Source organism: Paenarthrobacter sp. YIM B13468, assembly GCF_042788025.1.
Lineage (GTDB): Bacteria > Actinomycetota > Actinomycetes > Actinomycetales > Micrococcaceae > Arthrobacter > Arthrobacter aromaticivorans.
On sequence record NZ_JBHZPI010000012.1, the window covers coordinates 132,905 to 154,458 of the forward strand.

25 protein-coding genes are annotated in these 21,554 nt (G+C 58.3%); 13 read left to right on the forward strand and 12 right to left on the reverse strand.

Going from position 1 to position 21,554, the window contains the following annotated elements:
- Nucleotides 1–1,050 precede the first annotated feature (1,050 nt).
- The 3 genes from ACFX4T_RS13215 (at nucleotide 1,051) to ACFX4T_RS13225 (ending at nucleotide 5,244) form a co-directional block, all read left to right on the forward strand.
- On the forward strand, nucleotides 1,051–2,742 hold the full coding sequence (locus ACFX4T_RS13215; protein ID WP_377652269.1) for a hypothetical protein: 1,692 nt from the start codon (nucleotides 1,051–1,053) through the stop codon (nucleotides 2,740–2,742).
- A gap of 1,549 nt (nucleotides 2,743–4,291) precedes the next feature.
- The gene (locus ACFX4T_RS13220) at nucleotides 4,292–4,924 is read left to right on the forward strand and encodes an AAA family ATPase (protein ID WP_363933985.1); all 633 of its coding nucleotides are present in this window, start codon (nucleotides 4,292–4,294) and stop codon (nucleotides 4,922–4,924) included.
- Nucleotides 4,924–5,244, forward strand: a complete 321-nt coding sequence (locus ACFX4T_RS13225) for a hypothetical protein (protein ID WP_377652270.1) — start codon at nucleotides 4,924–4,926, stop codon at nucleotides 5,242–5,244. The genes ACFX4T_RS13220 and ACFX4T_RS13225 overlap by 1 nt, the downstream gene beginning before the upstream one ends.
- Nucleotides 5,245–5,455: 211 nt before the next feature.
- Here ACFX4T_RS13225 and ACFX4T_RS13230 read toward each other — a convergent pair whose 3' ends face one another.
- Together ACFX4T_RS13230 and ACFX4T_RS13235 are read right to left on the reverse strand one after the other, a co-directional pair.
- A complete protein-coding gene (locus tag ACFX4T_RS13230; RefSeq protein ID WP_377652271.1) occupies nucleotides 5,456–6,037 on the reverse strand; it encodes a recombinase family protein in 582 nt (193 codons plus the stop codon).
- Nucleotides 6,038–6,454: 417 nt separating this feature from the next.
- Entirely contained in the window at nucleotides 6,455–7,405 is a 951-nt protein-coding gene (locus tag ACFX4T_RS13235; RefSeq protein WP_377652272.1) for a hypothetical protein, read from the reverse strand.
- A gap of 243 nt (nucleotides 7,406–7,648) precedes the next feature.
- Here ACFX4T_RS13235 and ACFX4T_RS13240 point away from each other — a divergent pair, with 243 nt between their 5' ends.
- Entirely contained in the window at nucleotides 7,649–8,137 is a 489-nt protein-coding gene (locus ACFX4T_RS13240) for a recombinase family protein (protein WP_377652273.1), read from the forward strand.
- Nucleotides 8,138–8,849: 712 nt separating this feature from the next.
- On the opposite strand, the gene ACFX4T_RS13245 is transcribed toward ACFX4T_RS13240, so the two are convergent.
- Entirely contained in the window at nucleotides 8,850–9,029 is a 180-nt protein-coding gene (locus ACFX4T_RS13245) for a hypothetical protein (protein ID WP_377652274.1), read from the reverse strand.
- Between the two features lie 186 nt (nucleotides 9,030–9,215).
- Between ACFX4T_RS13245 and ACFX4T_RS13250 the strand changes: the two genes are divergently transcribed.
- Nucleotides 9,216–9,956, forward strand: coding sequence for an ANTAR domain-containing protein (locus tag ACFX4T_RS13250; RefSeq protein ID WP_377652275.1), 741 nt, complete (start codon nucleotides 9,216–9,218; stop codon nucleotides 9,954–9,956).
- A 296-nt stretch (nucleotides 9,957–10,252) separates the two neighbouring features.
- Entirely contained in the window at nucleotides 10,253–10,579 is a 327-nt protein-coding gene (locus tag ACFX4T_RS13255) for a hypothetical protein (protein WP_377652276.1), read from the forward strand.
- A 73-nt stretch (nucleotides 10,580–10,652) separates the two neighbouring features.
- On the opposite strand, the gene ACFX4T_RS13260 is transcribed toward ACFX4T_RS13255, so the two are convergent.
- Entirely contained in the window at nucleotides 10,653–11,591 is a 939-nt protein-coding gene (locus tag ACFX4T_RS13260; protein WP_377652277.1) for a hypothetical protein, read from the reverse strand.
- A gap of 23 nt (nucleotides 11,592–11,614) precedes the next feature.
- Between ACFX4T_RS13260 and ACFX4T_RS13265 the strand changes: the two genes are divergently transcribed.
- The 7 genes from ACFX4T_RS13265 to ACFX4T_RS13295 all read left to right on the forward strand — a co-directional run bounded on the left by ACFX4T_RS13265 (nucleotide 11,615) and on the right by ACFX4T_RS13295 (nucleotide 17,768).
- Nucleotides 11,615–11,842 carry a hypothetical protein gene (locus ACFX4T_RS13265; protein ID WP_377652278.1) on the forward strand — a complete coding sequence of 76 codons (228 nt, stop codon included), beginning with the start codon at nucleotides 11,615–11,617 and terminating at the stop codon, nucleotides 11,840–11,842.
- A gap of 584 nt (nucleotides 11,843–12,426) precedes the next feature.
- A complete protein-coding gene (locus ACFX4T_RS13270; protein WP_377652279.1) occupies nucleotides 12,427–13,299 on the forward strand; it encodes a hypothetical protein in 873 nt (290 codons plus the stop codon).
- Nucleotides 13,300–13,351: 52 nt separating this feature from the next.
- On the forward strand, nucleotides 13,352–14,260 hold the full coding sequence (locus ACFX4T_RS13275; RefSeq protein ID WP_377652280.1) for a hypothetical protein: 909 nt from the start codon (nucleotides 13,352–13,354) through the stop codon (nucleotides 14,258–14,260).
- Nucleotides 14,261–14,568: 308 nt separating this feature from the next.
- Nucleotides 14,569–15,363: a YfbU family protein gene (locus ACFX4T_RS13280; protein ID WP_377652281.1), complete on the forward strand. Its 795-nt coding sequence runs from the start codon at nucleotides 14,569–14,571 to the stop codon at nucleotides 15,361–15,363.
- A 32-nt stretch (nucleotides 15,364–15,395) separates the two neighbouring features.
- A complete protein-coding gene (locus tag ACFX4T_RS13285) occupies nucleotides 15,396–15,944 on the forward strand; it encodes a hypothetical protein (RefSeq protein ID WP_377652282.1) in 549 nt (182 codons plus the stop codon).
- A gap of 487 nt (nucleotides 15,945–16,431) precedes the next feature.
- Nucleotides 16,432–17,154, forward strand: a complete 723-nt coding sequence (locus ACFX4T_RS13290) for an SOS response-associated peptidase (RefSeq protein WP_377652283.1) — start codon at nucleotides 16,432–16,434, stop codon at nucleotides 17,152–17,154.
- An 86-nt stretch (nucleotides 17,155–17,240) separates the two neighbouring features.
- Nucleotides 17,241–17,768, forward strand: coding sequence for a hypothetical protein (locus ACFX4T_RS13295; RefSeq protein ID WP_377652284.1), 528 nt, complete (start codon nucleotides 17,241–17,243; stop codon nucleotides 17,766–17,768).
- Between the two features lie 9 nt (nucleotides 17,769–17,777).
- Here ACFX4T_RS13295 and ACFX4T_RS13300 read toward each other — a convergent pair whose 3' ends face one another.
- The 8 genes from ACFX4T_RS13300 to ACFX4T_RS13335 all read right to left on the reverse strand — a co-directional run bounded on the left by ACFX4T_RS13300 (nucleotide 17,778) and on the right by ACFX4T_RS13335 (nucleotide 21,482).
- Nucleotides 17,778–18,245 (reverse strand): helicase associated domain-containing protein, encoded by a 468-nt coding sequence (locus tag ACFX4T_RS13300; RefSeq protein ID WP_377652285.1) that lies wholly within the window; start codon nucleotides 18,243–18,245, stop codon nucleotides 17,778–17,780.
- A complete protein-coding gene (locus ACFX4T_RS13305) occupies nucleotides 18,226–18,369 on the reverse strand; it encodes a hypothetical protein (RefSeq protein ID WP_377652286.1) in 144 nt (47 codons plus the stop codon). The genes ACFX4T_RS13300 and ACFX4T_RS13305 overlap by 20 nt, the downstream gene beginning before the upstream one ends.
- A gap of 9 nt (nucleotides 18,370–18,378) precedes the next feature.
- Nucleotides 18,379–18,777, reverse strand: a complete 399-nt coding sequence (locus tag ACFX4T_RS13310) for a hypothetical protein (RefSeq protein WP_377652287.1) — start codon at nucleotides 18,775–18,777, stop codon at nucleotides 18,379–18,381.
- A complete protein-coding gene (locus ACFX4T_RS13315; protein ID WP_377652288.1) occupies nucleotides 18,777–19,091 on the reverse strand; it encodes a hypothetical protein in 315 nt (104 codons plus the stop codon). Before ACFX4T_RS13315 ends, ACFX4T_RS13310 begins: the two co-directional genes overlap by 1 nt.
- Nucleotides 19,092–19,182: 91 nt before the next feature.
- Nucleotides 19,183–19,614, reverse strand: coding sequence for a LexA family protein (locus ACFX4T_RS13320; protein ID WP_377652289.1), 432 nt, complete (start codon nucleotides 19,612–19,614; stop codon nucleotides 19,183–19,185).
- Between the two features lie 444 nt (nucleotides 19,615–20,058).
- Entirely contained in the window at nucleotides 20,059–20,937 is an 879-nt protein-coding gene (locus ACFX4T_RS13325; RefSeq protein ID WP_377652303.1) for an ATP-dependent DNA ligase, read from the reverse strand.
- The gene (locus ACFX4T_RS13330; RefSeq protein ID WP_377652290.1) at nucleotides 20,928–21,071 is read right to left on the reverse strand and encodes a hypothetical protein; all 144 of its coding nucleotides are present in this window, start codon (nucleotides 21,069–21,071) and stop codon (nucleotides 20,928–20,930) included. The genes ACFX4T_RS13325 and ACFX4T_RS13330 overlap by 10 nt, the downstream gene beginning before the upstream one ends.
- 87 nt (nucleotides 21,072–21,158) lie before the next feature.
- Nucleotides 21,159–21,482 (reverse strand): hypothetical protein, encoded by a 324-nt coding sequence (locus tag ACFX4T_RS13335; RefSeq protein WP_377652291.1) that lies wholly within the window; start codon nucleotides 21,480–21,482, stop codon nucleotides 21,159–21,161.
- Nucleotides 21,483–21,554 lie beyond the last annotated feature (72 nt).

Consider the following 21,554-nt stretch of genomic DNA (forward strand, 5'->3'; position numbering starts at 1 on the left):
CGGTCCGCCGCCTATCCAAGGCAGATACGGCAAATCTCCCTAAACGGCCTAAATGCCGTTCTGCAAACTGGGCCGATGATGCAATAGGATGAACGTTGAGCATGCTTAAGACTCGTCAATCATGATCAAGCGAACGTAGGAGGAGCAAAGAACATATGTCACATCCTAACTACGCAGTCCACGGCCGAAACGAAACTCGCATACGATTCCCCTACCGATACACCCCTTGCCCACCGCGGACTTCAGTTATGGAAACCAAGTGTGGCGGCAAGTCGCATCCGCAGAAGTATCAAGGACACCTGGCTAAGGCTCTTCCGACGTACCGGGCCGCGGTAGGGACTATCGGACCGTCGTTACTACCTGACGGGCTCCATATGAGACGGGATCTAACGTTCTTTGCGGGAGCAAGGATCACCCCCCATAAGGTGAGCCGTGGACGCTTTGCCAAAGAATGGACGCGACACGCCCCCCAGCATCTAGGGTTTCGATAACAAAAACCGATTAGATAGCTCTATGGCACTCCGAAAGCTCGCACAGGGTGGACGCCCGTCTAAGGGCCCACGGCATACATTCAACGTCAAACCGGACATCACTCGCGCCGAAAAACTGCGTGACATCCTAGACATTCTTGACTGCAACGCGGTGGACTACCTAACCCCCCTTGTTGCTGCCCACATCGACTCCATCGATCTGGAAAAATTTCGGGCCGAGCACACACAGGAGACTTTGCCTATAGCAAAGGCCAGTTAAAAACTGAAGGCCCGCACTAGGCGGGCCTTCATCTAAGTATCTGTTCAGATCCAGTTCTTGGCGGGATCAGATCTGAACTTGTAGAACACCCACCCTGGTGGGTGGATTTTCCATACCCTCAAAGAGAGGCTGTTGTTGTCTATGGTACCGGATGCCGTTTTGGCGTCAACGCACCCAAATGCGAGTGTCGCGCCGGAAGTGTCTCCTGAACACGCCTGGAGTCTCGCTCCCTTGATCGCCGGCGCGCCGTCGTACCGTTTGGGGCGTTGGATTGGTCAACGCTTTCAATATCCCCGCCCAGTGAACGCGTTGAAGATCACTCGTTCTTTGCCCCATCGTCCTGCTGCGGTGATGGTGCACGGCACCGATGGCTGTGTTGCCACGTTGTGCCTTGACTTTGACACCTCGAAAGCCTTGAAGGGTGTCGTGGATTCCGATGCGGCACGGATCGGCCAGCTGTTGGCCGCCTGTGGGATGAGGTTTGTAGAGGATTTCTCCCCCAGCGGAGGACGCCACCTGTACGTCCCGCTTCAGGAACGACTGGAAGCGGCCGAGGCCCGGGAGCTGGTCGAAGCGCTAGCTCTGATAGCCACCAGTCTGGACCCGAGCCCCCATCAGAACATCACCGACGGGTGCATCCGTGTCCCTGGCTCGGTGCATAAGTCCGGTGGCCACCAAACCCTTATCACTCCCCTGTCCAAGGCATACGACGTTCTTCGCCGCCGCAACCCCTCCCGAGCCTTGTTGGAATTGCGTAGTGCGTTGGCGCCAGAACTGAAACGCAAGCGTGCGCTGAAGGCACGCGAAGCGAAGAGCGTAGCCGCACAACGGACCGGTGCGTTGTCTACGCTACCCCTGTCGGGCGGGAGCGAGTCCCCGTTGCGCCGGGTTGCCCGGAGCGGTGTGTACAACACGGCCACGTACAAGAGCCCGTCCGAAGCCCGGATGGCGGTGCTGAACCACTTCAGTGCCTGCGGCTGGTCCTTGCAGCAGGTTCAGGGCGAGCTTGCGGTTCAGTTCCCAGGTCTTGCAGCCCTTTACGGATCCGCGGAGCGCCAGGCTCGGCTGCTGCCCTACGAATGGGCCAAAGCCCAGGCTTTCACCAACTCAGTCTTAAATGCGAAGAAACCACTCCCCCGTAAACACCGGGAAAAGAGTGCCCCTATTAACAACACAAGCCACCCGTTAACCACAGGGGGGCGAGGAAACTCCAGCACCGCTGGAGTTCGTCAGCTTGTGAACGACCTAGAAAATGTGCTCTACGCAGTTCTGGACCACAGACTTCAATCGCGTGGCCGCGAAGGCCTCAGTCTTCGCTTACTGATCCGCGGTTTGCTGGGGTACATGCGTGGGAAGGAAACTGATGTTCTTGACGTTGGCTGCCGCACCCTCGCTGCCGCGATGGGTAAGCATCATGTCACGGTTGCCCGGCTACTGCCCATCCTGGCTGCGGCCTCGGACGGGATTTTGACAAAGATTGCTGACGCGCGTCAGAAAGCAGCGGACGTTTACCTCATCCAGCTGCCTGACCACTACCGAGAACTAGCCAAAGAGCTGACTTGGCGGAAAGGAAAAATCTACGCCGTTCGGCCTGTGTTTCGTGCCCTGGGTGACCCCGCAGCTCTTGTCTATGAGGCCATCGAACGGGGCCGGCACTCTCCCACCACTGCCGAGATCGTACGTTCAAGTGGTGTCAGCCGCAACGCCTGCTCGGCCGCCCTGGCAGACATGGAAGCCCTGGGCATGATCCAACGCCAAAATGGCACCTGGCGCGTCACCACCGCCAATCTGCGCATGCTTGCCGGCAGGCTTGGAGTCCTCGATGACTACTTCGATCAGATCAGCCGCAACCGCCGGGAACGTGCCATCTGGCACGCCTATCTTGCTCGGTTCCTTGAAAGTCAACTGCAGGAAACTGACTTTTATGATTGCGAGACTGAAGAAATCTGGATACCACCCAACGACTACTACACGCTGTGGCAGGTAGCCTGAGTCACCGGCCAAGGCTGCGCACGAAGCCTGCTGACATCTTTGTGTTAGATGCTTGCTTCAGCTCGAGAACGATATTTGAATTGTGAGGGTTTCAGCGGGAGTCGGGAGTCGTAGCGGCAGTTTGCGACAGACAGGGGTGCTACGACTTCCATCGTTCGTGAGCTGACTGTTTGCTGATTCCCAAGGTAGTGCCGATGGCCGCCCAGGAGACTCCCGCGGACCGTGCTGAATGCACTCCCCTATCAACGCGCCCTTCTGCGTCCTTTAATGAACGTACGGCGGCCTTTAGCTCAGAAATTGCTGCAGCAGGCTGCGCATGGGTCAACCACTCGAGGTGCATGGCAGCTTCAACTGCCACTGATGGCACTGCCACTCCGAGAAAGGGGACAAACGCCAGATGCTTGGTTCGTATTTCCTCTGAAGCTGTTAGGGCTCGCTTCCAGAACGGACCAGTCCAGCCGCACACGCAGAATGAGCGCCAACCAATGACTGTGTCGTCCGGGATAATCTCACGCCCTGCATGGACTGGGTGCTTTGAGAATTTTCCTGAGACACCTTCGACTGAAACGCTACCCGTTCGGACGTCGTTCGATATCCGCCCGTCTGGTGCGACTGCAGCGGGCCATCCTTCGTGGATCCCGTCCTGCATGTCCCAATTCATGCTTCTATCTCCATATGAGGTTGTCTGCGGGCAGGTGGGATATTGCGACCTCATTCTGTCAGGAAAACCTGACGAACGAGAAGCTGGACGGCTATGAGAAGGTGCTGCCCGGTGTGGTGGTGAGGTCAAGGTCCACCTAGATCACAATTTCGTCTAGGGCCAAGGAGCGCCAAATGTTGACGTCGAGCAATAGTCTTGAAAGTTTTGGAGAGAGAAGTGGCTGTAGATGGTGGAGGGCCCGACTCCACTCCCCCATCGAAGGCAGCTCTGCAGGCTTCGGCTACTGATGGCGTTTCGGGGTTTCGGCCACGCTGATACTGATTTGATAGCAGTATGAAACTGCTATCAAATCAGTAGCTTTTTCTTTTTTGATCGCCCGGAAGGATCCGAGTTGTGGGCGCTAGCTGATCATCCCCTAAGTTTCTGGTCGATAGCCGGTATCGAAGTGATTTCAAACAGCCATTCACTCGACAGCAGATCATCAGCCAGAGTGATAGCACTTTCAAAGTGCTATCACTTAGATATCAGAGCAGTTTGGGCGCGTCGTTTCGGTTCAGCTTTGGTCTGCCTCTAGGAGATGACTGAAGCTGATATCACATCACTAGCATTGTGATAGTGATCTGGTATCTCTCCCCAGTCTTGTTGTTTCCGAATGGTCGATGTGATGGATGTTCGCTGAGCCAGGCCCTGTGGCTTTCGAGCTGATAGCAGTATCGAACTGCTACTAAGCCAGTATCGCTTTGATAGCAACGGGCCGCTTGAACTACTTCGACTACTTCTGAAAGCAATATCAAATCACTAGTGGTTTGATATCAATTCCAAACTGCTATCAAAACACTAGCGTGTCGGTACCAGTTTGATAGCTTCTACCCAGGTAGCGTTACTGTCATGATCATCGTGGTTGGAAGCGAAAAGGGTGGCGTGGGTAAATCCACGGTCGTCACTAACATGGCCGTTGAGCTCTCGAAGCGTGGAATGCGCGTGTCAGTGGTAGATGGGGATCGCCAGCGGTCTACCGCGCGGTGGGCTGTGGATCGCGAGGAAGCCGGTCATGAACCGCGCATCTTTGTCGTTGAAAAGCTGGGTAGCCTACATGAGACTCTGCGAGAACTCGATAAGAGTTACGACATCGTTCTCGTCGACGTGGCAGGCAAGGACAGCAAGGAAATGCGTACGGCTATGACGGCCGCGCATCAACTCCTAATCCTGACTCAATCTAGTCAGTTTGACCTAGACACCCTGGTCACCGTGGACCAACTCATCGAAACCGCACGAGATTTCAACCCAACGCTGCGAGTCCGGGGGGCTTTGACCCGAGTCTCAACTAACGCTTTCGAATCGGAGAGTGCAGACGCTAGGGAATACCTCGCCGACTACCCGAGCATTGAACCTTTGCAGACCGTTCTGTACGAACGCAAGGCTTATCGGGACGTAGTTGGGGAAGGCTTGGGTGTCGTCGAATGGAAGAATCCTAAGGCGGCTCGAGAGATCCGGGGTTTGGTGGAGGAGTTGATCGGCTAATGGCACTCAAGAAACGCTCAGCGTCCGAGAGGGCTCGGGATGAGGCAATCGAAGCCTTTGGCAACGCAGCTGAACCTCTGCTTCTGGCGCCGGCCGCCAAGGACGAACGTGTCGTACCTGTCAGGCCTAGGTTTACACCTGAACTCAGCGACATTAGGGATAAGGAGCGCCCAAAGACGATGCTGCTTCGGTTCGACAACGACTTGGATCTAGTAGAACTACTGTCGGAAGTCGCTACCCTGGAAGGGCGAAAGAAGCATCCCATGGCTTTGAGAGCACTGAGGATTGGGCTGGAACAGGTTAGAGACAGCTACGAATAGACTTTCGAAATGATAGCTGATTGATATCAGTTAGATATCTTCCCCTTCGGTTGACTTCGGCTTCTGTTGCCAAGTGGGCAAAATGCCCACTTGGCCGTTGCATCAAAGGATCCTTTGACGGGACCCGCGGGTTTGGTCAGGAGAGATGATTCTGACCTGTGACTGTTGGCGGTTAGTGGCGGTCTTTTTGCTGCGCTAAATGTCGCTCCTGCTAGTCGGCAAGCGCTCGTGACCGTCTGTAGAAGGTTGCCCGGGACATACCGAGGTCCCGGGCAACCTGTGCTGCGGGCTCACCACCTTTGACCAGGCTAACAGCGCTTCTGACCTGGCTATCAGTGACCCGGCGGGGCCGGCCGCCAAGGTCCTTGCCAGCTTCTCTCCGCTTGATGATGGAATCCGTGACGCGTTCGCGCTTGATCTCGTGTTCCATCTGCGCGAGAGCGGCCATGATTGTGAACAACATGGAGCCCATGGGTGTTGCGGTGTCGACGTCGCCTCCGCCCAAGTTCAGCACGCGCAGGCCGGCACCCCTGTTGCGGAGTTCGTCGGCGAAGGCAAGCATGTTCTGGGTGGATCGCCCGAGCCGGTCCAGCGTCGTGATGACGAGGGTGTCACCCGCCATGAGTGCATCGAGTGCTCGATCGAACTTGGGTCGCGATGCGCGCGCTCCGGAGACACCCTGGTCGACGTAGAGGTCATCGCGCCGAACGCCGGCGGCCAGTAGATCCGCCCGCTGCCGGTCCGTGGACTGCTGCCGCGTCGAAACCCGGGCATAGCCAATAAGTTTCGGCATGCGGTCCTCCAATGTGTCTCATAACTAATGATCAGTACGTCGATTCAAGCAGAAGGTTTCGAGACATAGATATGAGAATCGCCGAACGCAGAGAAAGTGGCGAGATTCCACAGAAACCAGGACACTGCCGAACTGAACCGGTGAGACGTCTCGTATCCCAAGGCTTGTGAGACGTTCAGGAGTGCGCGGTTGGACCTTCGCCGGGCAGTTTGCGGCGGGTCTTCTGGGAATCAGTGAGCTTAGGAATGGACGGTATGGAAAAGTATCCTCGAACGCCAGTGAAGGATCGGCAACCAGACTCTCTTGGAAGACAGAAAGCAAGCATTTCGTCCACGAAAACGGCGTATCCCGGCCAAGAGTGTCGCCCACAGCGCAGATCGGTCTCGCGGAGTGAGGGGCCGCCCGAGACACGACACCCTAAAAGAGCGATGTCCAGTGGGCGTCGGCGGCCGCTTCCCACTCGCTAGAACTGACCCATTTTGGCTTGTATTTGGATTCGCTTACTATGGGGTTTCTGAGCTCTAGGCCTCGTTGAGGGGCTTCGAGGCCATATTCAGTTATGAACAGGTCTTGAGCTATGACTTCGAGGATCCTGCCTCGGAGCTTGGTGCCTGCTGCATCCCCTCGCCGCGAGCGGATAGCGAGATCCAAGGCGATTGGTAGGTTTTGAAGTACCGTGCTCCATTGCAGCGTAGCGGGGCCTGACCATTTGCCTTCAGCTACTACCGCTTTAGACAGTCGGGCGGCGGCGTCCTCGAAGCTCTCTGACGGATCCCAGTATTCTCTGGCGAGCGTACGCCGCTGGAAGTTCTTCTGACTATGGAGGCGGTCCAATACAGAGAGCTTTAATCGCCGAAGTGGGTCTGTGTCGTCTGTGAGGGCGAAAGCAACACTCATGCCCGACTCTTCGGAAGACCGTATGATAATCGTCCCACCAACCAAAGCTTTGATCGAGTTTGCTGTCTCCAGTGCCCGGAGTGTGCTCTCGTAAGTTACGCCGTCAGCCAGATTCTTAAGTACGTCGTCTTGTTCCCTGGCGAAGGCCTCGACCGAAGCGTAGATGCGAGATTCCAGATCTGTCATCTGGCGGTTGAGATTGCGTGTCGCTTGCTCCACCAACTGCCCTGCGGCCTCTACCGCAGTCGAACGTATGGAGACACGAAACTTCTTTTCAAGGAGAAAAAGGACGCTCGTGATACCAAGGGCTGTCCCGATGTTCACCAACACTGCCTCGGCAACGGTATTCCATCCCCACCATTCGTGAACGAAGAAGGCGGTCAGAGTAACCCCAATGCCTGAGAGAAACGAAGTAGTTACCCACCCCCAGTGAATTCCTTCCCTCAACGTGTCAGGTGATTCTGCAGTCATCGGCTCATGCTACTGGAACACACACTTCTCTGAACGTGCCGACATCCGTTCCCTTCTACGCGTCGGCTTACGGGCGAAAGGGTGACAATTAGCCACGTAGGAAAGGCGCCACTTATCGCTGCGACTCACAGGTTGAAGATTCAGGCTCGCGGATTTCCGGCATGTAGCCAGTCCCAACAATGTGTCTCGCTAGGGCATTCTCAACATCACTCATATTTGTCCTTTGATAAGACCGGAGAAGTGATGGCACGCCTTGGGTACGCCCGCGTCAGCCTGGCTGACCAAAACACCGATTTGCAGATCCGGGAACTGGAAGCAGCTGGGTGCGAGCTAATCTATAAAGACCAGGGGATCAGCGGGACGCGGGTCAATCGTCCGGAGCTGGACAGGATGCTGGACCGTCTCGGTCGAGGAGATGAGGTCGTGGTGTGGAAACTGGACCGTTTAGGACGAAACACCCGCCACCTGCTCGAGCTCCTGGATGACTTCAAGGTGCGAGGCATCAAGTTCCGTTCCCTTAGGGACGGCATCGCCACCGACCCGGCCAGCGAGGTCGGGGGAGCGATGGCCCAGGCCATGGTCACCATCATTTCCGCGTTCGCCCAGCTGAACGAGACCAGCTCTCCGAGCGCACCAAGGCCGGCATGGCGGCTGCAGCTGCTAACGGACGCAAAGCAGGCCGCCGGGAAATCACGACAGACCACGAGAAGGTCAAAAGGGCACATGAACTGAAGGCTCGCTGTCTCAAGCCGACGGACATCGGAAAGATTATCGGAGCCAGCCGCGCCACCGTCTACCGATACCTAGGCATGGACTCCTGAGCCACAAAGGTAAGTGTCCCGGAAGTTGCTTTTGTGACTGCTGTTCTCCGTAGATGATTCGGGACAACATCTGGGACGGAGATATTACGCGGACGTCGGCTCCAGGTTGCACAGCCAGTGGCCACCGGATGGCGATGACGAGCGCAGCCGTGCCAAGGGGCACCAGCCCACGCTGAATCTCGTAGAAGGGAATAGCTAGACACTCTAGGTAGTCCTCTGCTGGGGCAGGCAAAGAATCGAGTACTGACTACTCGTGTGCAGGAAGCCACCGCGGCTCTTTACTTGGAACAGCGGATGACAGCAGCCGGCACTATTCCCCCTAGTGGCCGACAACTTGCCCCTGTATCTGCTGGCAAGGCCGGATAGCGGTATTTAGAAGCCTGTCCGGCCTTTCGCCTGCTCGGCTGGCCCAGGGTCCGGGGAGTGGGCACTTTTTCTACGCCCGTTTGGGTTTCCGGTGAGACCGTTTTTGCGCGAGGGCTGCTTCAGCTGCTTTCCGGGCGCCACGCATGGCTTTGCGTTCCTCTCTTTCGAGTCGTGAAAGCATGAAGAAGACGAACGCTGACCATATGATGGCGACCCCCAGAACGATGCCCATCAGAACCAGTGGGTGCATGGGTCCGCTAGCCCCAGACTGCGCGGACTACCAGGTCTGCGCCTGCGGACAGGTGACGGCCGATGTGCCCGGCATCCAGGACGCAGATCTCTTCCGCGCCAGGAGCTCCGGTTGAGACCGGGCATTCAGTGGCGCTGAAACTTAGTCGTTCCAACGGGAGGGTATCGCCGATTTGAAGGTCGCTCATGAGTCCTGCTCCTCCGGACATGAACCTTCGCCCGGCGTCGGTGTGGTCAAGAGATCTGCTGTCTCCTGGCCGCCGGACTGCCTCAGCGGATGACTCCATCCTGCCCTGACGCATCGGGTCCGTCCATTCGATGCCTTCAATCGGCACGGGGAGTGGGTCGTGGGGTTCTGGTTCTACTATGGGGGCGTGGACACTGAGGAACAGAACGAGGACTTCCAGCGCCTCCACCAGCTCATCACCAGCACAGCCGACATCAAGGGCTTCCTGAACGGCATGACCCGGTACGCGGCCACCACCATGTCAAGAGTCACCGGTGCCCAGGTCGAATGTGCGGTGACCTTGGCGCGGCGCAAACGGGCTGTGACCATCGCCGGCAGCAACGACGAAGCGATCGTGCTCGATGGCATCGAACAATCCCTTGGAGAAGGTCCAGCTCTGGCGGCGCTCGAAAGCGGCGGGCCTGTGCTGCTGGCTGATACAAACACGGATCCGCGATGGCCGAAGTACTGCAAGGACCTGGCCCTGACCGGTGTCCGTAGCGTCCTGGGTGTGCCGCTGCCCTTGGGACAGGACGCCTCGGCGGCCCTGAACTTCTTCGCCCCCGAAACGGGGGTGTTCACCGGAGAAGCCATCGAAGAGGCAAACGTTTTCGCTGACATCGCGTCCCAGGCCATGCGCCTGGTGTTGAGAATCGCCGCTGCAGACCTGCTCGCTGAAGACCTTAAAGCGGCCATGGCACGTCGGACAGCCATCGACGTAGCCTGCGGCATGATCATGGCCCAGAACCGTTGCACCCAGGACGAAGCCTTTGCGCTCCTGCATAAAGCGTCCCAGAACCGGAACCAAAAACTTCATGACGTCGCTGACGGCATTATCAGCGGACTGACAGGAGAGACCGGCCCGGCCACTACGTACTTCGAGAACTGAAGGGCGAACCCGGACAGCGTCCCGGCCGTTTAGCCCAGCGGAAGTAGTGCCAGCCCAGATAGTTTGTAAAAATCTCCTCAGTTTTCCCGTCACGAATGCCAACAAGCCCGCACTAGTACTTGGGGAGGTGCGTGTACTGGCCTCTAGGCGGAGCGCAAACTACTGACCTCAGCACTTGGGCAACGTCCCACTCATGGCTGTTCCACCTCTAAGGAAGTGGGACAGTGCGGCGAGGAATCTGCTAGACGCAGTTAAGTGGCGTCTTAGTGGAAAGCAATGTGACATAGGCTGAACATATGAGCTTTGACTTCCACTCCGATGCCTCAGATCACCCGGCCTTCACAGGCGAGCATGGGCTGGCGGCCTTCGGTTTTTGGATCCGATGTGGATCTTGGACCTCGGCCAATGGCCGAACGGGAGTAGTACCGAAGGCGGTGGCCGCGGAGTATGGCGATGCAGATGTGATAGCAAAGCTTGTCGACAACGGGATGTGGCGAGAAACCCCGGATGGGTACGAGTTGCTTCGGGGACCTTCGGTAGAGCTCCCGCTGCCGCTGTGGCGATACGGCGAAAAGCCTGAGGACGGTCGCTTGATCAGCATCGATCGAGATTCGCAGCGATAAAGGTTTTGGGAAAGGCACGTATCGCTCCGCCGCTACGTGCTGTCGGGTCGGCTGAATTAGAGCAAGTGTGGTGTCAGTCGTTGCCGTAGGCCGGTTCTTCCTCTGCATCGACGACGAAGTCATCATCTTCCACCTCGAATGCCGTGTACATGCCTGCGGCGTCCATCAGCTCGTAGTTTTCCAGCACCAGTTGGCAATTGGCACAAGAGAAGTACTCAGCAGCTACGTCCCCGAATCCTCTACCCTCGAAGACGTAGTCATCCTCCGAAACTTGGACCCAGCCAGCGCCTTCAAGACGGATGTTGTCCACTTCTTCGCCCTCCACGACCCCGTCCTGGCCGCATGCCGGACATGTCGTGGATTCTGCATACTTCAACCCAAGCCGCAGCTGCTCGGGTGATTTCCAAAGGTTGAGTCTGTTAGCTGGCAGGCTACCGTTCCTCTTTTGTTCAAAGCGAGATTGTGCGCTGCTGATGAGCGACTTGACCCGTTCCTCCGCGTACTTCTTATTCTTCTCCAAGTGCTCAACAACGATGTTCAGACGAGATGGCCCTACTAAATCTTCTAGGGTTTTGTCCTGACTATCGACGAGTATGGTTGCTAGCGCCCAAAACTCTGGCCACCACTGCTTGGCAGGAGTGATGCCGAAACCCATGCCGCCACCGTGAAGGTACTCGTTCCTAGCGTTTGCGAGCTTGATAGCCTTCGTATCATTGAACGGCTTGAAGGCCCTGCTGCACCGAATGAAGACGGTTTTGGCTCTTACCGACATAAAGTACGACTCACTATCACCCAGACCGACTGCTGCGAGAATGTGTTTTCCTTCTTCGTTCGGCTCTGCGATTAGGACAGGCGAAACCCGGGCCAGGGCGGCCTTGGCCAGCAACTCAAGGGCGAGGGTGGCCCAGAGCGCTTGCTCATCGAATGACCTGGGAGGTTCCTCGTCCATGGCGCGATTGAGGAAGAGCTTTGCCTTGAGCCAGAGGGTTTCATGGTCGTACGAAGGCTTCACGGCAGTTCCTGTAGATAGAACGCATGACGCGTCAGCTTGCGGGCACCATCGCCGAGGGCCACGGCAGCCCGACCATGGAGCACTGCCCTGTTGTTTATCACCAATACCGAATGTGGATCAGTCCATTGAAAGGCATGCGCATCATTTTGTGCCTCACGAAGATACCGGGCGGCTTCGTGGGCCCTTGCGTCTGCCGGTTCCATGATTGTTGGGTCAAATCGGAGCTTCCTGCCGCCGCGCGTTACCTCTAGTGCCGGTGACAGAAATGCAAATCTTCCGCTCCCAACCACAAAGAGTCCATTCCATAGCGAGTCGATGTGTTGGAGTTCGCCGGTTCCTGGGAGCCGCCAGAGATTGGTTGGGGTGGAGCTTGTAGTCTCTGGTACCAAGATCACGACGTCTGGCGGGCGAAACATATGTGACCCGTCAACATGAAGCGGTTGCTCGCCGAGTCCATGGACGGCACTGATGGAGTGCGGATGGGCTTGGCCTTGATCCTTGGGGCGGAGAACGGATGTCTCCTGTTCCCCGGCCCTTGTTGCAACAGGAATCCATCCGGATAGTCGGGCTTCGACGTCGACACTGTACTTCAGCGGTCCACTGGCCCAGCCGCTCCGAACGGCTTCATTCCACAGAGACTTAAGCTGCATCTGACTCACCCTATCCGAAGGAAATGGCTCACTCAGATAGCGTTGGAGTCTCGTGGTGCATCGGTGTTAGTGCCATGGGCACCGACGGAGGACTGTCCTACTAGGGGTGTCCTACTTCTAAGGATGTGGGACAGTGCTGGTGGTGCCGTCATCGTCTTGCCGGTACACGCCCTAGTATCGGACCCATGACGTTTATGTACAGCTCCACCGAGCTGGCAGAAATCACTGAGAGCATTCCAGCCCGCGCTCATGAGGCCGGCCTTTTATTCGTGCCTGGCGCAAAGATCGAGGGGGAGAGCCATATAGCCCTCAGTGGCAGCGACCTCAACGTCGATGAAGCCATCCGTGTGGCAGCCAAGGTCGGGGCGGTATTCATTAGTTCTAGTGCTTCCATCTTCGAGGTACAGAATTATCTAGATGAGCTGGTCGATGACCAGGAAAACTTGTCCGCTCGGGCCAAGAAACTGACTGAAGCTGCTCGACGGTACAACGGACAGCACCAAAGTGTGACGGTATTCTGGGCCGCCCACGGGCTGCTTTATGAGTGGCACGCCGGTGCTAGTTGGCTGGTTCCCTTCCTCAACGAGCTACACCAAGCGGTCGAAGAGTCAGAGGAAGAAACTAATGAAGCCCAACGGGAACGCCTGACCGAGTACTACACCAACATCCAAACGGCGGCGACAGTTCTGGCTGAATCCCGCAAGTACCGCGGCGAACAAGTGGGCAAGCGTCGGCACCTGATGGCAACTATCATCGCTGAAGCTGGAATGGACGAGATCGACGACATCACCTTGTCCCACCGCGTCATGCCCGAAGCTAACAGGATAATAAGCGCCAAGGTTTACGAGTTTGAACAGGATTTCCGGGCTCGCAAGGCGGAGATAGCCGAAGAACTTAGGAACTTCCCCGCATGGCAGGTGGTCTACTCCAAAGCGGAGCGAAAAGCTGCGGCCATGAAATTCCTGACCAAGAAAGCCGATGGCCACCGGCTGAGCACGGACTTGGCTGTCGAGATCAGCGACGCTGCAGCGAACCCTGTATACGTATCGCGTTACTGACTGCGCGCCAATGGGACGAAGACAGGGGACGCCATTGGCGTAAGTTTGCTCTATGCCCGCTCGACTGCCAGACCTCGATCTACTTGTTCGCAGGATCCTTGAGCAGCAAGGAAAGATGATCGCCAATGCTTCTTCGGAAGCATTGGCAAACTTTCACTCCCCGCCAGAAGGCTCCGCTGCCTTCCTGGACCGGCAGTGGGCAGCCAATAGTGACAACCCTGAGCTTGTGCTTGGCACGTACTCAGGTGGAGGGCAGACAGTGGCTACTCTGCTGATCGCTATGGAGGAGTACCGTCAGGGAATTCTTATGCTTTTAAAGGCGGAGAGGATGCTTGCACTGCCTGCCATGAACTGTGTACGAGCCATCCACGATGCCACACTGAGAGCGTGTTCCCTCACCGACCCTAGGCTGTCCTCCACCGACCGCCTGGCCCGATGCGCAGCAGACTTCATCCACCGGGTCCAGGGAGGCGTACCGGTTCTAGAGGCTTTCCGCCTGATGGGAGATGACGAGGAAGATCTCAGGGCGGCCACAGAAAAACGCGGTGGAGTTATCGAGCTATTCCGAAGCATCGGCCTCCTAGTGAAGGTCAAGGCCAACGGGCAGGCACAGAATGTCCACTGGCCAGGAGGGAAAGTCGCGAACATCGAGATCAAGACAACGGACTTGAGCTTGGAACACGCGCCCAGTACCCACTACGCGTGGAATCTCAATTCTGGAGCCACCCACTCCAACCCTTGGTTACTGCATGGGCTCCACGGCTCACGGGACGAAATTCTGGAGTTCTCGATTGCACCGCTGTTGGACATTTCGGACACCTTGGTCCGGAACGTAATGGGATACGTTGGACTACCCTTCCAGCCTCTTCTCAAGACCACCCACCTGCAAAGGCTCGCGCTGACGCGGCGTGACGACGAAGGTCCATACACAGATCACGTGTACTATCACGAGCAAGCCTAGGTCGCTTTTCATGTCCTTCCCACACATGACCTTCCGCCGGTTCAGCTAAAGGGCCTGATCAGTAGAGCAGTCAACGCCATCACCACCCTGTCCACGGTTGCCGCCGCGTTCCCTGACCTCACTCGGCGATGTGGTGATGTCTCATCCCGACTGCACAGCACGCAGTAATTTCAGCCGAAGCCTCTTGTCCCGGCCGAAAAAACTCCACCGTATCTAGTAGGAGGCCGCGACGCGCCGGAAGCTTACGCGTAGTACGGTAGTGTTTTGTGTAATACACGCTTACGATGCGATGAGAAGGGGTGGGCAGTATGGCCACAGTCACGTTAAGGCTTAACGACGAGACCAAGAAGCGGATAGAGAAGGCGTCGGAGGCGCGCGCCATAGCTGTCAGCGACTACATCCGTGAGGCTCTTGAGATGCACCTGCGCCTTGAGCAGGCCGGGGATGTTGGGGTGGATCGACCAGAGGATGTAGAGGACATGTCTCTAACCCCCTATCAGCGAAAAGTACTGCAGCTCCTTCATCGCAACCTTCTTGCTACCAAGGGCGGCCTTGACGACTCTTACTACGACCACGACGCGGAGGTGCGGGCGCTCAAGACCTTGGAGTACGGATTTGCCGGCGAGTACCCGCATGAGTTCGCAGACATCAGTGCGCCGATGAGCCGGGCTGAGTGTGAGCTGGTTTGGGACATCCTGGACATGTTCCGGGTCATCAAGGCAAGTGTCAGGAAGCTTGGCAAAGACGGCTGGCAACAGTTGGATGTCGCTGACGCCGAGTACCATGGCACGTTTCAGGGGTTCGACTACAACGATGCGGACGAAGTTCGGCTGGCCAACTATGCCAAATTTCTGATCAAAACTGATCGATGGACTGAACAAACGAACGCCTTCGCACCGGAGAACGGAGGGGGAAACTCACATACCCCGATGCTTCCCACGTACCGCGCCATGCTGCGCGTCTTTAAGCCGACATGGCGACAAGCCATTCGGGGAGGACGAAACCGTGGCTACTTCTCCGCAAACGACGTACAGCAGGTACTTCTGGCTGCCCCAGGCGCCGTGTCGAAGGGAGACGGTGGCAGTTCAACGACTGCGCACTAGTAAATGATGATCAGTTCGATGGAGTCCAGCCCGTGAATCCCCTCATTTCGGCTGGCGCGCACGTCTTTGTGGATGAGTCCAAGTCGAAGGCCTATTACGTAGCAGCGTCCGTGATCGCACCAACGGACGTTGCCAGTGCCCGCAGAGCGATCGCAGCGCTGCGCCGACCAGGCCAACGGCGAGTCCACTTCAAAAGTGAAAGCGACAGTTCACGAAACGCCTTCCTGAAAGGCGCCGTTCAGGCAGGACTCTCGACAAGGCTCTACATCGCGCGAAACATGCCAGATAAGGCGGCCAGGCCCCTGTGCCTGGAGCGTCTGCTGGACGATTTAGTGGCAGGAGGAGCAGCAAAGCTCGTGCTCGAGAGTGACGATTCTCTACAGCAAGCGGACCGCCGCTTCATCGCCCAACACCTGAAGGAGTTGGGCGGTGGGGAAGGGTTCCAATATATGCACTGCAAAGCCTACGAGGAGCCACTGCTTTGGGTCAGCGACGCAGTGGCCTGGTGCCACCAGAAAGGCGGCGACTGGATTCGGAAGGCTTCACCTTTGGTCCAGGACATCGTCTACTGCCACCGTTAAACATCGCGGGCCCGGCTCGTCATACCATCCGGAAGACTGCCAGACCCACTTCTCAGGGCTACTGCCCTTTGCACCACTGATGTTATCCCAAATGGGAAACTTTGGGAAAGTTTGGGAATCCTTGGGAGGGGCAAACGCTATTTCCCGCCCGCTTCTCCGAGGCGTTGCGCCTACCAGGCGAAGGACCGACACACGTGAGCCCGCAGCCGCGCTAAGGACCATGTGGACGTTCTCGCCAGCGCCAATCAACCATCCGGAGGTCCCGCTCCTGAGGATGAAGCGGACCAAAGGGGGCGGATCGAAGCGGTGGGTTAAGCGCCGGGTAGGAAGTATTGCTTAGATCAGCCAGTGCTCGACGCTAGCCAGATCGTCGGTGTCGGAGGCGGTAGTTCAGGACTTCCACCATTCCCCACATCTTTGGCCCTCCGGCGCAGCCGTGCCAGGGCAAGCTCATCCAAATTGTCAGGTATGTAGGCAGAATGGGTTCATGTGCGGCAGATATGTGATGTCCAAGGCAACGAGCGATCTTCTGAGCCACTTCGACGCCAGGGAGGTTGAAGGCAGCCCACCGGGACCGAGCTGGAATGTCGCGCCGACCCAGAACGTGCCAATCATTGCCGAACGCTTGGACGAGGGCACCTTTGATCGGCGCCTACTCATTGCAAAGTGGGGTCTGGTGCCGTCCTGGGCGAAGGACGCCAAGATCGGGTCGAAGCTCATCAATGCTCGCAGTGAGTCAATCTTGGAGAAGCCATCGTTCCGGTCAGCTGCAGTCAGGCGTCGCGCTATTGTGCCCGCTGAAGGTTATTACGAGTGGCAGAAGACCGAGGACGGCAAGAAGATCCCCAACTACCTGTTCTCCGAAAAGGAACCATTGCTGGGTTTCGCCGGCCTGTACGAATTCTGGGCCGACCCGCAGCTGCCAGAAGATGACCCTGAACGCTGGATGCTGACCTGTACAGTACTCACCACAACGACGCAGGACGCTCTGGGACACGTTCATGACCGTTCCCCGGTGATCATCCCAAAAGACCGCTTCGGCGAGTGGCTCGACCCTGACCTGACCGACAAAGCAGATGTTCAGCACCTGCTCGATTCCCTGCCGGAACCCACGCTGACACCCCGGATTGTCACCACCCGGGTGAACAGCGTCCGCAACAACGGACCCGAGCTCATTGAGGCAGCCGAACCCCCAACGCCGCAAAAGTAGGGCACCTCGAGCCAGTCGGTTCTGGATATTGTCAGTGGCTCCTGCAAGACTTCCTGTCAGGAAACCCTGACAGGAAGGTGCGGGCTATGGGCTGGACATCCAATGACTACGAACACGAGGGCTGGGTGGCCGCGATCGCGCCTGACGGGCGGCTTTCAGGGTCTTCGACCGGGGCAGGAATCCTTTTCCACGGGATCACAGGACACTACGAACCGGCAGGGGAATTCCACCCTGATGAGGAGATCATTCCTCACGACCTCATTATGAGTTGGCGTGGTGCCTGCACCTGCGGGTGGCAGGGAGAGGTGTGGGAACGTGTTCTCACGCAGTCCGAGGCTGACTTCGACGCCCGTAAAGAGTATTGCCCTCCAGGTGAGGGAGCTTTTGTTTCCGAACGGGTGGAGGACGCCGTTCAGGATGAGTGGATGATCCACATTGCCCCGTCCGAAGCGATTCTTGGCGTGGAGGCAGCAGCGAAGGAGCACCGACAGGCGGCCCATCGTCTGGATAAGACCGTCGCGGCCGCGAAAGCTGCGGGCGCTTCCTGGACTGATATCGGCCGTGCGGCAGGGATCAGCCGGCAGGCTGCACACGAGCGTTGGGCCGACAGATAGCCTTGAACCTCAGCTCGAAGACCCGGGGCCAGGTGTGCGGTCCCATCCGGGCATGCGTGCGTTGAGTTCCTGGATCCGGGCAGGGTACTCGCCCTTGGCGGCGTGCCGTCGTTGCCGTGTGATCCAACTGGACAGTGCCCGTTCGGTCGGGTCCGCGGAGCTGTGGTGTGGGCGTCTGCCGTTCTTGGTGACCCATTCGATGAACTCCGTCGCCCGGGCCTGCCACTGACGTTCGATTTTCAGGGTGGTCCCGTCCGCCCAAGCAGGGTAGTTCGCGTCGAGGACCTGGATGGCTTCGTCCGTGAGGTGGCCGCGCCGTTTCTGATGCCGTAGAACGGTGAGGGCCCGGGCGAGGCGTTCCGTCTCACTTCCGTTCTGACCATCGGAAATGGGTAGGGAACCGGTTCGCTGGACGTAGGCGGCTATGTGCTGCGCCGATTCCAGGTACGAGCGCCTGTTAGCTGGTGCGGATGGCAATGGCTTTGGAGCCTTCGGGGATTTGTGCTTCGGCGGCTGATTTGGCGTTCTCGTACGTCTCTCCTTCGGCCTCGACGTGGCTCAGTTCCCCGGTAAAGGCCTCGACTGTCAGGGTCACTTTCACTCTCATATCCTAGGCCGCCATCGAGGTGAAGGCCCGTTCGAGGGCCGCGACCAGTGTCGATGCTGCGCATCTGTTCCGGAGGTCCACTGGCCGTCTCCCTTGCAGGGCGGGGGAGGGGACCATCATCCAGAGAGCAAAGTAGTTGTGCGGGATCCGCAGTTCCATGGCACGGTCGAACAGCTCCGCCACGACCGGGTCCAGGGACAGGTCAGGGCGGAACTGGAAACCAGGACAGTACGCGCCTTCTCCGACGAAGACCCTGAGGAGTTGGCGCATGACGGGTTTGGGATCCTCCTGCACGGCGGAGAGTCGTTCGTGGACCTGTTCCAGGGTGGGCAGGCCGTATTCGTTGCGAATCCGCTCCCAGAATGGTTCGGGGATGGGAGAGCGATACAAGTCGGCGGGCACTAGCTGAGGGCTTCCAGCTGCCACCCGGTGGCCAGGGGCTCGCGCCTTAGCGTAAACGTGCGCAGCTCTGCACTGGCGGACGGCAGTTTGGCTTGGACTTGCCAGTGCTCGACGCTGACCATGTCCCCGGTGCCGACGGCGGCCCGGGTCCGGGTTTCCCACCATGCGTCCCGGGTGAACCAGTGCGCCGTGTGGACGTCGGGGTCGACCATCCAGATCCGGCCGTCGTGACGGATCGCCAACGGGGTGCCGTCGGGACTGAACCGGACATTTACGTCCGGGAGGGTCTGTCGCCTTTCTGGGGCCAAGGTCACAGCTGGTTTCTCCTGTTCCGCCCACATCCATGAGCCTGTATCTTCGTACCTGGCACCGCACTGAATCCACCCGGTAAGCGCAATACCTCGCCTATACGTGGTGCAGGCATGTGGTCGCCACGCCCCAAATGGTCAGTTCCGATAAGGCCGGAACCTCGATGTCCGGGTAGGCGGGGTTGTCTGCCTGCAGGATCACTCCCGAAGGGGTAATCCGTAACCGCTTGACAGTCAGTTCCCCATCCAGGACGGCGATCACGACGGAGCCATCTTTCGGTTCCAAGGCACGATTGACCAGAAGTTCATCTCCGTCGCTGATGCCGGCCTGCTCCATGGAATGGCCGCTCACCCGGACAATAAACGTGCTGGTCACGTCTTTTATCAGGTGCTCATTGAGGTCGATCCGGCCGTCAAAGTAGTCCTGGGCCGGGGACGGGTAGCCAGCAGCTACCGCTACCGGTGCCAGCTGAACCACCGCCAGAGAAAGCTCCGCATCTATCACGCGGGGGCCAACTATCACGCCCACAACACACCACTTTTCGAAAATATGTTCGAATCAAGAGTCTACATGCAAGGGCCGACGACATTGGCCAGAATAAAGTTGAGGATCATGGACAAGAAAAAAATCCCTCACCCTGGCCAATGGCTTTCTGGGTGCCCTGGCAGCTCGGGGCATCACTCGGATCCCCACCAGCAACCCCGACTTTGAAGGTCCATTCCTGACCGCTTGGCGGGCATGGGAGCCAACCGTCCAGTCACCCACGGCATTACCCAAGGTGGAATTCAGTGGGCGAACCAACCCCGCTACATCCTCTTTCGCGTTCAAAGGTCCACATCGCCCTTCAAAAACTTCAGCGCCAGAAGAGTTTTTGGAGGACTGGTGCGATGAGCTGCCAGTCAGCGACTGGCTGCGCCTCGCAGACCTATTTCAGGACGCGGTAAACGCTCGGAAGGCAAAGACCGCCACCCACTAGCGGTGATGAAGGTATGGAGGGGGTTCGACGTCGGCGGCTGCCAGGTCCGGACGGGCCCGCAGGTAATTCACGGGGTGCCGGAAGGATTTGCCGGTCCACGCGACGTCGGCCGCGATCTCGACCACGATCGGTTCCACCAGTGTCAGGTGGACCGGGCCTTTGTCTTTGCTGAATCTGTTCAGTGAGGCTTCGCTGATTTCTTCCGGCCATGGGTGACCTGGCTGGGCTGGGCGCAGGTGGCGGCCCAGCTCGCGCCCTGCCCGCGCGGAAAGGACTGTGGACCGGCCAATGATCCGCAGCGTCCCATCGACCGGCAAGCCAGCGATGATGGCCTGCGGTTGCGTGATCGGGCCGATGACGGCCGCGCAAACCGCATCAAAGGTGCTTTTGGTCTTCAGCTTCAACCACGCCCGGGAGGGATCGTATGGTTGGGAGCCGCCCTTGAACACGAGCCCTTCCACTCGCGTTGCGGGCAGATCCTTCAACCAGGTCTTGGCCAGCTCCATGTCCGTGGTGGTGGGGGAGAGGTTCAACGGCGCGGTCCATTGCCGGGCCAGCTCTTCGAGCAGCTGCCGCCGCCCCTCGAACGGAATCGTCCTAATGTCCTGCCCGGCAACGGCCAGGACGTCGAAGGCCGCATATGCGGCCGGAAGCTCATGGACCAGGGCCGGCAAAGCCGCCCTGGAACTGACCATGCGCCGCTGCAGCGCTTCAAAGTCCAGCCGGTCCGCGTTCCATATGACGGCCTCGCCATCGAGCACTACACCGGGTGGGACGTGGTCCCGGATCGCGGTGCAGAGGTCGGGGAAGATCCTCGATAAGTCCTTGCCCTGACGGCTCCATAGCGTCGCCCGGTCTGAATCATTCAGGACGATGGCCCTATACCCGTCCCATTTGGGTTCGCGTAGACCTTCCCGGGCAACGCTCCAGGGCCGGGGAACGTCTTGACGAGCTTGGCCAGGGCTACAGCAACCGGCGGTTGAAGTGTCCGAGGGATGGACTCGCTCATGCGCTCAGCCTAAAGGACCAAGACCACCGGAAGAAGAAAGGGCAAACCGGAATCACCAAGGGGTGCGCCAGTACCGGCGGCCACGCCTTACCGGGCCGACCACCCATCCTCCGCCGACAGCTGTTCCTCCAGATGCGCTTCCCTGATGACTGCGGTGATTGCCCTGATAGTCGCAGGATCATCCTGCCAGCGGCTCCCGTCCCGCGGGCAAGCGTTGAGGCTCTCCACCCCGACAGCAGCGGCGAGCTGCAGCAATTCAGTGCGCGCAGCCTCGAGGTCCGCCAACTGCCCGGGTACCGGTTCGGCGGCCGGCTTCGGCTCCTGCCCTGTGGACGCGTCCTGCCCCACAGCCGATGGGGGAGCAACCACAGTGGGCAGGCTGCGCCTGTTCAAAAAGTTTAGTAGTCCCATCGCCTTACCTCTCCTTTAGAAACAAGCGTCCCGCCTGGGATTGGGGGAACCAGGCGGGACATACCCACCGTA

Coding starts and splice junctions, on each gene's coding strand:
- ACFX4T_RS13225 (WP_377652270.1), top strand. CDS start 4,924: ATGGCACTCAAGAAACGCTCAGCGTCCGAGAGGGCTCGGGATGAGGCA.
- ACFX4T_RS13265 (WP_377652278.1), top strand. CDS start 11,615: ATGACGCGTCAGCTTGCGGGCACCATCGCCGAGGGCCACGGCAGCCCG.
- ACFX4T_RS13235 (WP_377652272.1), bottom strand. CDS start 7,405: ATGACTGCAGAATCACCTGACACGTTGAGGGAAGGAATTCACTGGGGG.
- ACFX4T_RS13220 (WP_363933985.1), top strand. CDS start 4,292: ATGATCATCGTGGTTGGAAGCGAAAAGGGTGGCGTGGGTAAATCCACG.
- ACFX4T_RS13330 (WP_377652290.1), bottom strand. CDS start 21,071: ATGAGCGAGTCCATCCCTCGGACACTTCAACCGCCGGTTGCTGTAGCC.
- ACFX4T_RS13240 (WP_377652273.1), top strand. CDS start 7,649: ATGGCACGCCTTGGGTACGCCCGCGTCAGCCTGGCTGACCAAAACACC.
- ACFX4T_RS13245 (WP_377652274.1), bottom strand. CDS start 9,029: ATGAGCGACCTTCAAATCGGCGATACCCTCCCGTTGGAACGACTAAGT.
- ACFX4T_RS13275 (WP_377652280.1), top strand. CDS start 13,352: ATGCCCGCTCGACTGCCAGACCTCGATCTACTTGTTCGCAGGATCCTT.
- ACFX4T_RS13280 (WP_377652281.1), top strand. CDS start 14,569: ATGGCCACAGTCACGTTAAGGCTTAACGACGAGACCAAGAAGCGGATA.
- ACFX4T_RS13230 (WP_377652271.1), bottom strand. CDS start 6,037: ATGCCGAAACTTATTGGCTATGCCCGGGTTTCGACGCGGCAGCAGTCC.
- ACFX4T_RS13295 (WP_377652284.1), top strand. CDS start 17,241: ATGGGCTGGACATCCAATGACTACGAACACGAGGGCTGGGTGGCCGCG.
- ACFX4T_RS13255 (WP_377652276.1), top strand. CDS start 10,253: ATGAGCTTTGACTTCCACTCCGATGCCTCAGATCACCCGGCCTTCACA.
- ACFX4T_RS13270 (WP_377652279.1), top strand. CDS start 12,427: ATGACGTTTATGTACAGCTCCACCGAGCTGGCAGAAATCACTGAGAGC.
- ACFX4T_RS13335 (WP_377652291.1), bottom strand. CDS start 21,482: ATGGGACTACTAAACTTTTTGAACAGGCGCAGCCTGCCCACTGTGGTT.
- ACFX4T_RS13290 (WP_377652283.1), top strand. CDS start 16,432: ATGTGCGGCAGATATGTGATGTCCAAGGCAACGAGCGATCTTCTGAGC.